This window comes from Hyphomonas sp. (assembly GCF_013823385.1).
In the GTDB taxonomy this organism is placed as follows: Bacteria; Pseudomonadota; Alphaproteobacteria; order Caulobacterales; family Hyphomonadaceae; genus Hyphomonas.
Window position 1 is genome coordinate 76,539 of sequence record NZ_PNMA01000008.1, and the last position, 12,891, is coordinate 89,429.

Below are 12,891 nucleotides of genomic sequence, written 5' to 3' on the forward strand. Positions count from 1 at the left end.
GCAATGGCCGGGTCAGAGCCGCCAGCCGCCGGAGCCTGCGCCGCCGGAGCGGACATCCGGGATCAGATGTTTGCGGGGCAGCGAATAGACCCGCCCCTCCCCCATGGCGAAGGCCATGCAGCCTTCGGGGAAGACGGCGGAAAAGGCCGTATCCAGAATATTGAGGCCCCCGGCAAAGGCGCCCATGGCGGGCATGACGAGGCGCGCGCCATCGCAGGCGAAGCAGCGGCGGCGGACAGACCGTCCGCGCCCGGCAACCTTCGCCACGGGGTGAAGGTGGCCGGCAACCTCGCCCGCCTCCCCTTCCGGCTCGTGCCGGAAGACGAGGCCATCGAGGCGCAGGACCTTGGCCGCGCGCCCGCCGAGATGGGCCGGGGGATCGGGATCATGGTTGCCCTCGATCCACACCCAGTCATGGGCGGCCGTCAGCGCGCGGATACGCGCCGCATAGGGCGGCGGCAGGCGGTGTTCAGACTGGCGGTCATGGAAACTGTCGCCGAGGGAGAGGATGGTTTCGGGCCTCAGGCGGGCGCAGAGGGCTTCGAGCCGCGCGAGGGTGGCGCCGGTGTCATAGGGGGGCAGAAGCTGGCCGGCGGCAGCGTAATTGGAGCCTTTTTCCAGGTGCAGGTCTGACACCACCAGCAGCCGGCGCGCGGCCCACCAGAGGCCGCCCTCCGGCAGGGGCGTCAGCAGCTCTCCGGCCAGGTGGAGCAGGGTTTCACTGGAAAGGGCGCGGGCAGCGGTCATGGGAGGAGGATTGGCGCGGCGGGGGCGCGCGGTCAACTGGAGTATACTGCGAACAGTGCACTGATTCGAATCCGAGGATCGCTATGGATTGGACAAGTCTTTTTCTAAGTTGGTCTCATACCATTTGGCTAACCTGCGCGATAATTGGACTGTTGCCGTTAGCATTCGCACACTGGCTAAGAAATTCTCTGGCCGGAACGTACTTTATTACTGCCGGAATGATGGCCTTCTACGCCAGCGCATTTCTCTACATATCAACACTGGCGTCTGGGTCAGCAAAACCGCTATCTTTATTCCTTTATGCAGCTGCTGTTGTCTTAGCTCTCATAAGTTTCTGGTCGATAGTGCGACTTCCCTATTCACTGAAGGCGCCAAACGAGCCCGAGCTGCCACGATGGCTACAGTTTGTCTGCTTCTTTTCAGCTTTGGCCTTTATCCCCATTATATTTGGCACTTGGGGAACGATACTCGATCCAGTCGATTCAACTAATCGAGTTTTCCATCTGCATACTGATTTCACGTTGCGGCTATTTGATATCATCTCATTTGGCTACTTATCGACATATCATGGCGAGATCCTCGAAAAGTACTCATCCACGGTATCAACCAAAAGATGGTTCATTATGCTCTTTAACTTGAGTGTAGGCGCTTATCTCTTATCACCTCTAGTTGCTATGCTTAGGCGACCCACTTCTCACCACGTGTAGTATAACCCTTCGCTCACAAGCCCCCCGGAACGGGGGATGGAGGCCTGTGGCGGGGTGGGGTTTTCTGGCGGCGTGTTCACAGCCAAAGGGGAGATCTGAGATGATGAGAGCGATTGTGACGGGCGGGCTGGCCGCGCTGGTGGTGGCGGCGTGCGCATCGGCGCCGGCTGAGGCGCCTGCGGCGGCGGCGGCAACCACGCTGAGCGATGAGGAATTCCGCCCGCTGTTGCAGACGGCGCATTTCAGCCACAAGCCCGAGCGCAAGGCCGATGAGGCGCTGACCCAGCTGATGGCGCGGCCTGACCTCTCCGATGCGCAGAAGGCCGAAGTGCTTTACCGGCGCGGCTCGATGCGCGGGCTGTTCATCGGCAACTGGCCGCAGGCCTATCCGCAATGCGCGATGCGCGATTATCTCGCCGCGCTGGAACTTGGGCCCACCGACGCGGTGGAGACCAAGATCGTGAACGATCTCAAATATCAGGTCAGCCGGCGGATCTATTTCAATCAGGAGCCTTTCCTGGGCGTGCCGGAAGACTGCAAACCGTATGTGGATCAGGCGCTGGCGAAGCTGGGGCCGGGGCATTAGGCGCGGCTGAGAGGGCCGGGAAAGAGCCGATAACTGCCCCACCCCAACCCTCCCCACAGTCGTGGGGAGGGGGCATGTTGTGCGTGGGGAGAGGGGTTCTGGCGGCCGGGCGCAGCCGTTTTGGCCCGAGAGGCGGGGCCTTCGGGGGATTTGGGCTGGAGTGCAGGCGGTCCCGGCGCAATGACGCTGCGCGTTTTGGCCGGGATGTCCCGGCTCAATCGGCGGCTTTGCCGCCTTTGGCCGGGATGTCCCGGCTCAATCGGCAGCTTTGCTGCCTTTGGCCGGGATGACAGTTTATGAAGTATCCCTCCGCCAGCGGAGGGAATCCTCGGCGGCGAGGTTCATGTCCTGAAGGATATCGCGGAAGGGCGCGTAGAGATGGCGCGTGTTGCCGGGGATGCGCGTGAAGGCGAGGCGGCGGGGCGCCCTGCCCCTGGCTTCGTCGCGGGCGCAGCGGCGCAGATAGCGGCGGGCCTCGCGCCAGGGGTTCAGATAAGCGCGCTCCAGCGCGAAGAGGCGGCGCAGCAGCCGGGTTTCGCTGGCCGCCTCCTCTTCATCCGTTGCCGGACGATTCTTTGGCGCCGGGGCGGCAGGCGTGGGCGTGTCGAGAAAGAGGATGCGGGGCAGCGGGGCTTCCGGCGCCGGGCGCGGGCGGCGGGCGCGGGGCGCAGGCTCTGTCAGGCAGAAGACCGGATAGCGGATGCCCGGCCTGGCCCGAGGCGGGGCTTTGGGCGCGGCGCGGGCGGCAGAGGCGGGGCGCACGGCCGGCAGCGGCAGCGTGCCGGCGAGCACGAGGATCGCGCGGCGCACGGTGGCTTCAGCGGGCACCACAAAGCGGCGCAGGATGAGCCTTGTATAGGCCGCCGGCGGGGGCGCAGCGCCGAACTGGGCGAGCGCGGCGCGGGCCATGGCGATGAGACCGAGCGCCAGCCCGGTCGCGCGGCGCAGCAGGGCCACCACGCCTGTCTCATCTTCCGTCTGCGGATCTGTCTCGCTCATGGAGGCGAGTATAGGCATGACTTGAGAGGGGGTGGATAAGGGCGCCTTCCGCCGGGGCTGACCCTTTGAATCCAAAGGCATTCATGAGGAAAATTTAAGGGGATAACCTCAAATACCAGATTGTTATGGGCGGGTGCCGGGTCTAGGGGTGTGCCCGGGTGAGTTGAGGAATGGATATAACATTCTGGACCCTCTGTGTATGCTTGCCCCGCGTAATGATCTCCCCTCCCTGAAACATCGCTTTGACCAGACCGGCCGCGTGCTGGTGCCGGACATATTCGAGCCGGACTTTGCCAGATCGGTGCTGGAGACGGCCCGGCAGCATGATGGCTGGCTGCTGGTGACGCGCATTCAGGGGCAGCACCGCGAGTTTGACGCCGCGCAGATGGCCGCCCTGCCCGCCGAGCGGCTGGCGCCGTTTGAAGAGCTGGTGGCGGCCGAGGCACGGGCGGGCTTCCAGTACCGGTTTGAACGCCACCTGCTGTATGACAATCTGCGGGCCGGAAAGCTGCCGGACGGGCCGTTGCGGCAGATGGCCGAGACGCTGAATTCGGAAGCCTTCATCGCCCTGCTGCATGACATCATGGGGGCCGATCATGTGCCGGGAGAGACCTTCTGTGACGGGCAGCTGACGCGCTACCGGGCCGGGCATTTCCTGACCTCGCATGATGACGAATTGCCGGAATTCCGGCGGATTGCCGCCTTCGTGGCAAACCTGACGCCGGACTGGAATGCCGATATGGGCGGCCTGCTGATGTTTACCGGCCAGGACGGGCATGTGCAGGAGGCGTTCACGCCGATGTTCAACACCCTCTCCTTCTTCAAGGTGCCCCAGCAGCATGCGGTGAGCGCGGTGGCGCCCTTCGCCAGGGGCACGCGGCAGGCGGTGACGGGGTGGCTGCGCAAGGGGCCGCCGCCCGCCCCTACCCCATAGCATCCCGCACGAGGTCTTCTTCGGCTTCGCGCAGGATGGCTTCCATGGCGGAGGCGCCGAAGACGGGTTCGCGGCCGACTTCGAGCATCACGGGCACGGCGAAGGGGCTGATCTTTGCGAGCGGCTTGTGGACGATGTGGCCGTGGATGCGGGCGAGCATGCCGGAGAGGCGGCGGACGTCCAGCAGGCCGGTGGCGGCGTCGGCGCGGGTGGCCTCAAGGAGGATGTGGCCGGGTTCGTGGCTGCGCAGGACATCGAAGATGAGGTCTGTCGAGAAGGTGACCTGGCGGGAGTTTTTCTCCGACCCCGGAAGGTTGCGGTGGATGAGGCCGGAGATCTGGGCGCAATGGGCAAAGGTGCGCTTCATCAGGGCGCTTTCGTCGAGCCATTCTTCCAGATCATCGCCCAGCATATCCGGGTGGAAGATCGCGTCCATGTCGAGGCCGCGCATGTCCTCCATGCCCCAGACGGCCATGGCGTATTCGCTGGCGACGAAGCCGGTGGGCTTTGCGCCGGCGCGCTCGAGCCGGCGGGTGACGAGCATGCCGAGGGTCTGATGGGCCAGGCGCCCCTCGAAGGGATAGGAGACGAGATAGTGCCGGTCGGCGCGCGGGAATGTTTCCACGAGCAGATGATCCGGCGGCGGAATGGCTGAGCGCAGCGCCTGGATTTCGAACCACTCACGCACGGGGTCCGGCAGGTGTTTCCATTCGTCCGGATTGTGGATCATGTGGCGGACACGGTCTGCCAGGAAGGTGCTCAGCGGAAACTTGCCGCCATTATAGGTCGGGATGGCGGGGCTCTCCGCCTCGGCGCGGACGCAGAGGGCGTCCATGCCGTCAATGCCCAGCAGGCGGAGGATTTCGCCGGCAAAGAGGAAGGTGTCGCCGGGGGTGAGGAGGCTCAGGAAGTATTCTTCCATTTCGCCGAGTTTGCGGCCGGCTCGGAGGGCGCGGCGGGTCTCTCCTCCCCCGCCTGCGGGGGAGGTGCCCGAAGGGCGGAGGGGGGAAGCGGCAGTACGCTGGGCTCCCCCCTCCGACCGCTTCGCGGCCACCTCCCCCGCAGGCGGGGGAGGAGAAGGTTGCGCTGCGCCTCGCCCCGCGAAACTTGCCAGGCGGACATTGAGCATTGGCGCCTCGACGATGGCGCCGACATTCATGCGGTGGGCCTGTTTGTCTCTTGGAGTTCGGGCGACCCAGAGGCCGTCGGCGCGGCGCACGATGCGGTGGAAGCGGTCATAGGTTTTGAGGGCGTAGCCGCCGGTGGCGACGAAATCGACGAGGCGTTCATAGGTTTCCCAGTCGAGGGACGCGTAGGGCTGGGCCTGGCGGATTTCGTCGTAAAGGGCGGGCAGATGGAAGCCTTCGCCGCAGGCGCGGCCCATGACATGCTGGGCGAGAATGTCGAGCGCGCCACTGCGCGGGCCTTCGCCGTCAATCTCCCCGGCTTCGACGGCGGCTTCAGCAGCGCGGCATTCGAGGACTTCGAAACGGTTTGTCGGTACAAGGATGGCCTTGGAGGCTTCGTCCATACGGTGGTTGGAGCGGCCGATGCGCTGGATGAGGCGGGCGGCGCCCTTGGGGGCGCCCATCTGGATGACAAGATCGACCTCGCCCCAGTCGATGCCGAGATCGAGGGTGGAAGTGCAGACCACCGCCTTGAGTTGGCCCGCAGCCATGGCGGCTTCGACGCGCTCGCGCTGGTCGCGGGCAAGCGAGCCGTGATGGAGCGCGATGGGGAGGCCGTCCTCGTTCGCTGCCCAGAGCTCCTGGAAAAGCAGCTCGGCCTGGCTGCGCGTGTTGACGAAGACGAGCGTCATCGTGGCGTCGCGGATGGCTTCGTAGACTTCGCCGACGGCGAAGCGGCCGGAATGGCCCGACCATGGGATGCGCTCGCGGGAGACGAGGATGGAGATGTCGGGGGAGAGGGCGGTGGGGGTTTGTATTATTCGTACACGGCTTTCTTCTCCTCCCCCGTTTACGGGGGAGGTGCCCGAAGGGCGGAGGGGGGAAGCGGCAGTATGCGGGGCTCCCCCCTCCGTCGCCTTTGGCGCCACCTCCCCCGTGAACGGGGGAGGAGAAGAGGGTTGTTCTGCGGGGCGGCGGACGTTGAGCCAGCCCGCAAGCTGCTCTGGATCGCGCACGGTGGCGGAGAGGCCGAGGAAGCGGCAGGTGGGGGACCAGGTTGCCAGCGTGGCGAGGCCGAGGGCGAGGAGGTCGCCGCGTTTCGACGGGGCGATGGCGTGGATCTCGTCGATGATCACGCATTTGAGGTCGGCGAAGAAGCTGGCGGCGTGATCGGAGGCGATCAGGAGGGCGAGCTGTTCAGGGGTTGTCAGGAGGATGTCGGGCGGGGTCTTGCGCTGGCGCTGGCGGACATGGGGGGGCGTGTCGCCGGTGCGGGTTTCGATACGGATGGGCAGGGCCATCTCGGACACCGGCGTCATGAGATTGCGCTGAACGTCGGCGGCGAGCGCCTTGAGGGGGGAGATGTAGAGGGTGTGCAAAGCCGGACGCGGGGCTCCCCCCTCCGTCGCCTTCGGCGCCACCTCCCCCGCAGGCGGGGGAGGAGAAGAAGGGTTGCTGAGTTCGATCAAGGTGCCGAGGAAGCCGGCGAGGGTTTTGCCGCCGCCGGTGGGGGCGATGAGGAGGGCGCTGGCGCCGGACAGCGACGCCTCTGCCAGGGCAAGCTGATGCGGGCGGGGCGACCAGCCGCGCGCGGCAAACCACGCCTCGAAGGCGGGCGGCAGGCGGAAGGAAGGCGGGGCAGTGTCGGCCATGGCGAAGATTAAACTAGGGCAAGGCGCGGCGTCTGGCTCTTTCATTTTGCGGCGGAAAGGAAGAAGTTGCATTCGCCCTGCAAAATCGATGGAGCCTGCCGATGCGTCCCCGCCTCTTTCTGACCGGACTTTGCGTTATCGGCCTCGCCCTGCCCGCCGGTGCCGACGCGCTGCTGGAAAAGGCACGCAAGGTGCCCAGGGAGGGCCCGGCCTATCTTTTCGACATGTCATTTGATGACGGCAAGCAGCGCTTGAGTTTCAAGGTCGATCAGGCGCGGCCCGAAGACGAACGGGTGGTGGCGATTACGCCGGACATTGCAAGCCTTGAGGGCGAGGCCGCCAAGCGCGCCGAGCGGCTGAAAAGCGAAACCAAGGGCGACATCTGGTGCAACAGATTTACCGAAGCCATTCCGCCGGGCGCCACGCGGATTTCGGAAAATGCCAGCACGGCGACCTACAGCTTCACCCCCCTGCCCGGCGAGGACAAGAATATGCGCGCCATGGTGAAACACCTGACGGGCACCGCCGTGCTCGACAAGGCGACGGGCAATGTGCTGGCCTATGAACTGGCTGCGCCCAAGGCGTTCAAACCGGCGATGGCGGCCAAGATCGACACGTTCAGCATGAAGGTGGCGTGCAAGGCCGCGCCGGACGGGCGCAGCCATGTGGACACGTTCACGCTGCTGGTGGCGGGCAATGCGATGATGCAGGACTTCCGCCAGAGCGAAACGCGCAAGGTGTCAAACCTGAAGGCAGCGCCTCAATCCGGCTACGGAGCGCCCTGAGCGAAGACGAGGAATATACGCCGGCCACTGCCTCGGCAGCGGCCGGCGGAAGGACGCGTCAGCGCGGGCGGCGGGTGGCGGCGGCGGCGTTTTCGGCTTCGGCGGCGCGGCGCAGGTCTTCGGCGGCAAGGCCCCGGTCTGCATCGGCGGCCTGGAGGGCGCGGGTGACATCCAGAACAAACCGTTCAATGTCGAACCGGGCGCCGCCGATCGTGTCATAGCCCTGGCGGACGACCACGGTGCGCAGCGCCGGAAGGATGACGATATACTGGCCGCGATTGCCGGCGGCGTAGAAGGTGCCTTCGGGCACGCCGGGGACATTGTTCATCAGCCAGAACTGGGCGCCATAGCCGCCCCTGGAGGCGGCGTCTGCCGGCTGGGCCGGGGCGGGTGTACGGACGAACTCAACCCAGCCTTCCGGCAGCAGGCGTTCACCCGCCCACATGCCATCCTGCAGGTAAAGCTGGCCGATGCGGGCCAGATCGCGGCCCGTGGCCCAGACCTGGCTGGAGGAGATGAAATCGCCGTTCCAGTCGATCTCCATCGTGGTGCGCACGGCGCCGATCTTGTGCAGGACGGCCTCATACGGGAATCGGTGGAAGCGGGTATCATCCGCCATCGCTTCGCGCAGGGCGCGCATGGCGATGACGGTGTCATTGTTGGCATATTTGAAGCGGGAGCCGGGCTCGACTTCAAGGATGCTGGTGGCGGCCTGGTCAACCACGCGGCCGCCGCCGAAATAGAGGCGATCCGTGCGCGAACCGTTTTCGCCGCTGTCGAGGCCGCTGGCCATGTGCAGCAGGTTTCGGATGGTGATCTCGCGGCGTGGGTCTGCGCCCTTGTTCCAGGCGGCGATGACAGCGGGATAGTCGATGTCGATCAGGCCCTGGCGGCGGGCGGCGCCGATAATTGTGGCGGTCAGGGATTTGCCGACCGACCAGGTGCGCTGGGGCGTTTCATGCTCCACGCCGCGGGCATAGCGCTCGGCCACGACCTGGCCATCGCGCACGACGATGACCGAGCTGGTGCGGGTGCCGGCGCCATAGGTCATTTCATCGAAAGCGGCGGTGACGGGCATTTCGAGGCGCTCGGCCTCTTCCAGGCGCAGCTCGACTTTCACATTCGAGCCGATGGCGCTGCCCCGGTCCTGGGTGGTGTATTCGGGCCAGGCGGCAAAGCGGGGCAGGAAATCGAGGGCCTTCTCCGTGGCGCCGACGGGCAGCTGGGTGCAGCCAAAGCCGGGGCGGTAGGCGGCCAGGCGGGGCGGCATCAGCGGGGAATAGTCGACCGAAACGGTCTTGCGGGACTGGTCGATCCGCGCCGGAGGCAGCTGGTCGAAATAGCGGGCATAGTCGGGATAGATGCCGGAGAGCTCGTTCTGGTCGAGTTCCTGCTGGGTCTGGCCCGCGACGAAGAGGCCCGAACAGGTGAAGGTGGCCTTCCAGCCGGCGGCCAGGGCGCGCTGCGTGTCCTCGGTGGTGCCGCCTTCCTGGGCCATGGCCGGAAGGGCAAGCGGGATCGACAGGGCCAGCGCCGCAAGGGCTGCGCGGAATGTGGGCATGGGCGAGTCTCCTAGGCTGGGCCCAAGTGTAGGCAGGCGGGCGTTTCGGGCAAGCCCGGCGCGACAGTTTCCGGCCGGTTATCACCGCCTGTTGACCGGGGCCACCCGCCCGGCGTTTATGAGCCGACGCGATGCTTTCAGAAGGGGACCATCGGAATGCGACGCACCCATTACGCCCTTGCGGGCGCCTGCCTGCTGCTGGGCCTGACACTGGCGGGCTGTGATCAGGTGAGACTGCCGGGGCTGAACCCGGTTTCGCCAGGTCCCGCCGACAAGGCCGGCGAGGCCACCGGCGGCTATACCGAAACGGACCTGCAGCCGACACCCGAAGAGATAGAGGCAGAGCTGGCCGAAGCGGCGCGCAAGGCCGAAGAAGACGCGGCGGCCGCAGAGATGCCGGCGGCGGGCGCCAGCAGCGAGCCCGGCGAGGACGCGGCCCCTGCCCCGGATATGCCGTCAGAGGATGAAGCGCGCCTGGCGCCGGAAGCGGTGCGGGCGGCCTCCCTGGGCCTCGTCAATGCCAGCCGCTGCGCCCTGCCACAGGGGGCAGCGCCGACGCCGACCGTGGCGATGGCCGCCGGGGCGACCGAGCTGGAAGAACCGGTGGCGGGCACCGAAGCGGTGAACGCGCTGGCCGCGACGCTGGGCGCCTTTCCCGGCATCGTGAAGATCGAGCCGCGCCGGGCCGAGCCGACGGGCGCGGTAGCCACCGGCCATTGCGGAGCGGTACGCGTGGCGCGCAACTGGTTCGTGACAGCGGCCCATTGCATTGATGAACCGTTCGACGAGATCCGGGTGATCGGCGAGGCCGCCAATCTGCGCAGCCCTGAGGCCAAGCGCGTCTCGGCCGAATATGCGGTGTGCCATGCCGGCTATCAGGGAACGGACAATGGCTATGCCAATGACATTGCGCTGGTGCGCCTCAGCGAGGAACAGGTGGCGAGCCTGGGCAATGTGCCGGTGGCGCGGTTTGGCGCGACGCGCCGGCCATTGGCCCCTGCGAACTATCCGGCGGCCGAGATGGCCGGCTGGGGCCTCACCCGGTTTGACGGGCAGCTGTCCAACGACCTTCTGACCACGCGCCTGAAGATCACCCATGCCGGCCCGGCGGCGATCACGGTGGCGAGCGACAATGGCGCGGGCCCCTGCATCGGTGACAGCGGCGGGCCGCTCTATGTGACCGAGGCCGATGGCAGCAAGACGGTGGTGGGGATACTCTCCGTTGTCGAACAGAACCGCACGACCGGGCATTTCTGCGAGGGGGAGTATAACGGGCGCTATACCAACCTGCAGGGCTATGCCGACTGGATCGCCTCGGTGATGGCGCTGTGTGACGCCGATGCGGGCGCCTGCCGCTGATCCGGGGATGGACGGGGGCTGGGCGGGCCTATACTTGGAAGAGAGCGAAAAGGGCCGCCCCATGCATAGCCGGATATTACCTCTCCTGGTCCTGATCGTGGGCATCCTGCAGCCGCTGGCAGGCGCGCTGGCGCCGGTGTTCGGCATCGGCATTCCTGTGGGCGAGGCCAACCGCGCGGGGCTGGCGCCGGAGCAGCCGATGCCGCCCTTCTTCTCCATCTGGAGCGTGATCTTTGCCGTCTATATCGCCTTCGGCCTTGCCGGGCTGCGCAAGCCGGAAAGCTGGCCGCGGGCGACCGGGCTGCCGATGCTGCTGGCAGGCGTGGGCAACATCCTGTGGATGCTGAGCGCGCAGCTGTTCAACATCCAGCTTCTGAACTTCATTCTTCTGGGGCCGATCTTCCTCTTCTCCTGGCTGGCCGCGCGCAGCGCGCATGAGCTGCGCGGGGGGAGCCGCTCTGCCAGCTATTATCTCGGGGCGACGGCCAGCGGGCTGCTGGCCGGGTGGATTTCGGCGGCGACGGCGGTGTCGATCCCGCTGACCGTGCGCAGCCTGACGGGGCTGGGCGATTCGGATTTTCCCTGGCCGATGTTCTGGACGACGCTGGGCAGCGCGGGCGTGTTTGCCTGGCTGTTTGCCAGCCGCATCAGCGCCAGCCTCTGGTATTTCGCGGCGCTCGGCTGGGGCATCCTGGGCATCGCCTTCCACAACTGGCTGGAAACGGGAATGCACCTCATCGGCCATATCGCCTTTGGCTGCCTCATTCTGCTGCTGCTGGTGAGGCTGACGCGCGGCGCAAAGCCGGTTAGACCGGCGCCATGACGATACCTGCCGACGCGACGCGCCTGCTGGCGCAACTGAACATCGACACATCCACCTGGCCTGCCTGGCTGGCCGCTTCCTGGCCGCATATGGTCAAATGGAGCCTGGTGCTGGGCTCCGTGGTGCTGATCTGGCTGCTGGCGACGGCGGTAAAGCATATCGTGCGGTTTACCGGCCAGCGGCTGACACCCAAGGACAAGGAGTTTGAAGGCTCGGCCTGGGACCTGATGGCCTCGGTGGCGCGGGTGTTTGCGCTGATCCTCTTCTCCCCCCTGCCGCTGGGCCTGGCCGGCTATGACTGGCGCGCGCTGGTGGAAGCCCGGGGGCCAGGCGCGATGGCGGCGGTGGCCATCCTGTTCTTTGCGCTGATGGGCGCCAACATGATCGCCCGCTCGCTGCGCAAGTTCGGCGAAAAGGCCCATGCCCATGCCGGGGCCGATGACACGCTGATCGCGTTTTCCGCCTCGCTGATCAAATATGTGATCTTTGCCGTCGCCATCGTGATGGCGCTGATCCAGCTGGGCTTTCCGGCCGCGTCGCTGGCCGCCGTACTGGGCGCGGCGGGCCTGGCGATTGGCCTGGCGCTGCAGGACACGCTCAAATCGGTGGCCGCCGGGGTGATGCTGGCGGTGTTCCGGCCGTTCCGGATCGGCGATTTCGTGACGCTGGCGGGCCTTGACGGAGAAGTGACCAACATCACCCCCTTCACCACCTCGCTGAAGCAGATCGACAACAAGATCGTCTCCATCACCAATGACAAGGTGTGGGGCTCGCCGCTGATCAACCACACGCTCCAACCCTTCCGCCGGGTCGATCTGATCTTCAGCATTTCCTATGAGGACGACATCGACAAGGCGCTGCAGATCCTGCGCAACACGGCGGAGAACCATCCGCAGGTGATCGGCTATATGCCGATCTGGGCGGGCGTGCGGTCTCTGGATGACTGGGCGGTGTCGCTGACCCTGCGGGCCTGGGTGGCGACGCCCAATAATTTCCAGGTGCGCGCCGACCTGATGAAAAATGTCAAACAGGCGCTCGACCGGGCGGGCATCACCATCCCCTTCCCGACCGCGACCCAGTATCAGGTGGAAGTGCCCGCGCGCGATAAGCGCCAGGCCGAAGAGGGCGAAACCGCCCTTTCCCCGCCGGCGGGACGCGATACCAGTGGCTGACGAGAGCCCGCCCCCAGCCCCCGAGGCGGGCCCCGAGGCAGCCCCGGCCGCGGCGCCACCGCCCCCGGCGCAGACACCTGTTCCGCCGCCCCCGAAGCGGCCGCTGCTGAAGCGCCTGTTCGGCATCAGTATCTTGGGCGGGCTGAAGCTGCTGGGGCTGTGCATCCTTACCGGCTTTTTCGTGATGGCGGCGAATTTCGACCCCGGCAATCCGGACTTCAACCTGGCCGAAGCCCTCCGCGCCATCCTGCGGCAATCCTTTGCGGCGCTGGGCTGGGCGATCGGGAATTTCTGGCAGCCGGCCCTGGCGGGCGCGCTGGTTGTGCTGCCGGTCTGGGTGCTCTGGCGGGTGGTCAGCCTGCCCTGGAGGAAATGAGGCGGCAGCTTCCGCGACGTCCCCGCTGGCGGCCGCATCGGGGCGCCTGTACGCTCGTTAAAG

At 66.3% G+C, this 12,891-nt stretch carries 11 protein-coding genes; 7 read left to right on the forward strand and 4 right to left on the reverse strand.

The genetic code is table 11. The features are described 5' to 3' along the window. Nucleotides 1-12: 12 nt before the first annotated feature. Nucleotides 13-747 (reverse strand): ligase-associated DNA damage response endonuclease PdeM, encoded by a 735-nt coding sequence (gene pdeM, locus C0456_RS07205; protein ID WP_291050075.1) that lies wholly within the window; start codon nt 745-747, stop codon nt 13-15. Between the two features lie 807 nt (nt 748-1,554). Between pdeM and C0456_RS07210 the strand changes: the two genes are divergently transcribed. After that, nucleotides 1,555-2,040: a hypothetical protein gene (locus C0456_RS07210; protein WP_291050077.1), complete on the forward strand. Its 486-nt coding sequence runs from the start codon at nt 1,555-1,557 to the stop codon at nt 2,038-2,040. A 294-nt stretch (nt 2,041-2,334) separates the two neighbouring features. Here the strand turns inward: C0456_RS07210 and C0456_RS07215 are convergent, their stop codons facing one another. Continuing rightward, nucleotides 2,335-3,039 carry a hypothetical protein gene (locus C0456_RS07215; RefSeq protein WP_291050079.1) on the reverse strand — a complete coding sequence of 235 codons (705 nt, stop codon included), beginning with the start codon at nt 3,037-3,039 and terminating at the stop codon, nt 2,335-2,337. A gap of 199 nt (nt 3,040-3,238) precedes the next feature. Between C0456_RS07215 and C0456_RS07220 the strand changes: the two genes are divergently transcribed. Next, the gene (locus C0456_RS07220) at nt 3,239-3,973 is read left to right on the forward strand and encodes a 2OG-Fe(II) oxygenase family protein (protein ID WP_291050081.1); all 735 of its coding nucleotides are present in this window, start codon (nt 3,239-3,241) and stop codon (nt 3,971-3,973) included. On the opposite strand, the gene C0456_RS07225 is transcribed toward C0456_RS07220, so the two are convergent. Continuing rightward, nucleotides 3,963-6,752: a ligase-associated DNA damage response DEXH box helicase gene (locus tag C0456_RS07225; RefSeq protein WP_291050083.1), complete on the reverse strand. Its 2,790-nt coding sequence runs from the start codon at nt 6,750-6,752 to the stop codon at nt 3,963-3,965. The two genes, C0456_RS07220 and C0456_RS07225, sit on opposite strands and share 11 nt — an antisense overlap. Before the next feature lie 101 nt (nt 6,753-6,853). Here C0456_RS07225 and C0456_RS07230 point away from each other — a divergent pair, with 101 nt between their 5' ends. After that, on the forward strand, nt 6,854-7,537 hold the full coding sequence (locus C0456_RS07230) for a hypothetical protein (RefSeq protein ID WP_291050085.1): 684 nt from the start codon (nt 6,854-6,856) through the stop codon (nt 7,535-7,537). Nucleotides 7,538-7,595: 58 nt separating this feature from the next. Here the strand turns inward: C0456_RS07230 and C0456_RS07235 are convergent, their stop codons facing one another. Then, a complete protein-coding gene (locus C0456_RS07235) occupies nt 7,596-9,098 on the reverse strand; it encodes a serine hydrolase (protein WP_291050087.1) in 1,503 nt (500 codons plus the stop codon). A 156-nt stretch (nt 9,099-9,254) separates the two neighbouring features. Between C0456_RS07235 and C0456_RS07240 the strand changes: the two genes are divergently transcribed. The 4 genes from C0456_RS07240 to C0456_RS07255 all read left to right on the forward strand — a co-directional run bounded on the left by C0456_RS07240 (nt 9,255) and on the right by C0456_RS07255 (nt 12,828). Next, on the forward strand, nt 9,255-10,457 hold the full coding sequence (locus C0456_RS07240; protein ID WP_291050089.1) for a trypsin-like serine protease: 1,203 nt from the start codon (nt 9,255-9,257) through the stop codon (nt 10,455-10,457). A gap of 97 nt (nt 10,458-10,554) precedes the next feature. Beyond that, complete coding sequence (locus tag C0456_RS07245) at nt 10,555-11,280, forward strand: hypothetical protein (protein WP_291050091.1); 726 nt, start codon at nt 10,555-10,557, stop codon at nt 11,278-11,280. Continuing rightward, the gene (locus C0456_RS07250; protein WP_291050092.1) at nt 11,277-12,452 is read left to right on the forward strand and encodes a mechanosensitive ion channel family protein; all 1,176 of its coding nucleotides are present in this window, start codon (nt 11,277-11,279) and stop codon (nt 12,450-12,452) included. Before C0456_RS07245 ends, C0456_RS07250 begins: the two co-directional genes overlap by 4 nt. Next, complete coding sequence (locus C0456_RS07255) at nt 12,445-12,828, forward strand: hypothetical protein (protein ID WP_291050094.1); 384 nt, start codon at nt 12,445-12,447, stop codon at nt 12,826-12,828. Before C0456_RS07250 ends, C0456_RS07255 begins: the two co-directional genes overlap by 8 nt. The last annotated feature ends 63 nt before the right edge of the window (nt 12,829-12,891 follow it).

Coding starts and splice junctions, on each gene's coding strand:
- pdeM (WP_291050075.1), bottom strand. CDS start 747: ATGACCGCTGCCCGCGCCCTTTCCAGTGAAACCCTGCTCCACCTGGCC.
- C0456_RS07210 (WP_291050077.1), top strand. CDS start 1,555: ATGATGAGAGCGATTGTGACGGGCGGGCTGGCCGCGCTGGTGGTGGCG.
- C0456_RS07215 (WP_291050079.1), bottom strand. CDS start 3,039: ATGAGCGAGACAGATCCGCAGACGGAAGATGAGACAGGCGTGGTGGCC.
- C0456_RS07220 (WP_291050081.1), top strand. CDS start 3,239: ATGCTTGCCCCGCGTAATGATCTCCCCTCCCTGAAACATCGCTTTGAC.
- C0456_RS07225 (WP_291050083.1), bottom strand. CDS start 6,752: ATGGCCGACACTGCCCCGCCTTCCTTCCGCCTGCCGCCCGCCTTCGAG.
- C0456_RS07230 (WP_291050085.1), top strand. CDS start 6,854: ATGCGTCCCCGCCTCTTTCTGACCGGACTTTGCGTTATCGGCCTCGCC.
- C0456_RS07235 (WP_291050087.1), bottom strand. CDS start 9,098: ATGCCCACATTCCGCGCAGCCCTTGCGGCGCTGGCCCTGTCGATCCCG.
- C0456_RS07240 (WP_291050089.1), top strand. CDS start 9,255: ATGCGACGCACCCATTACGCCCTTGCGGGCGCCTGCCTGCTGCTGGGC.
- C0456_RS07250 (WP_291050092.1), top strand. CDS start 11,277: ATGACGATACCTGCCGACGCGACGCGCCTGCTGGCGCAACTGAACATC.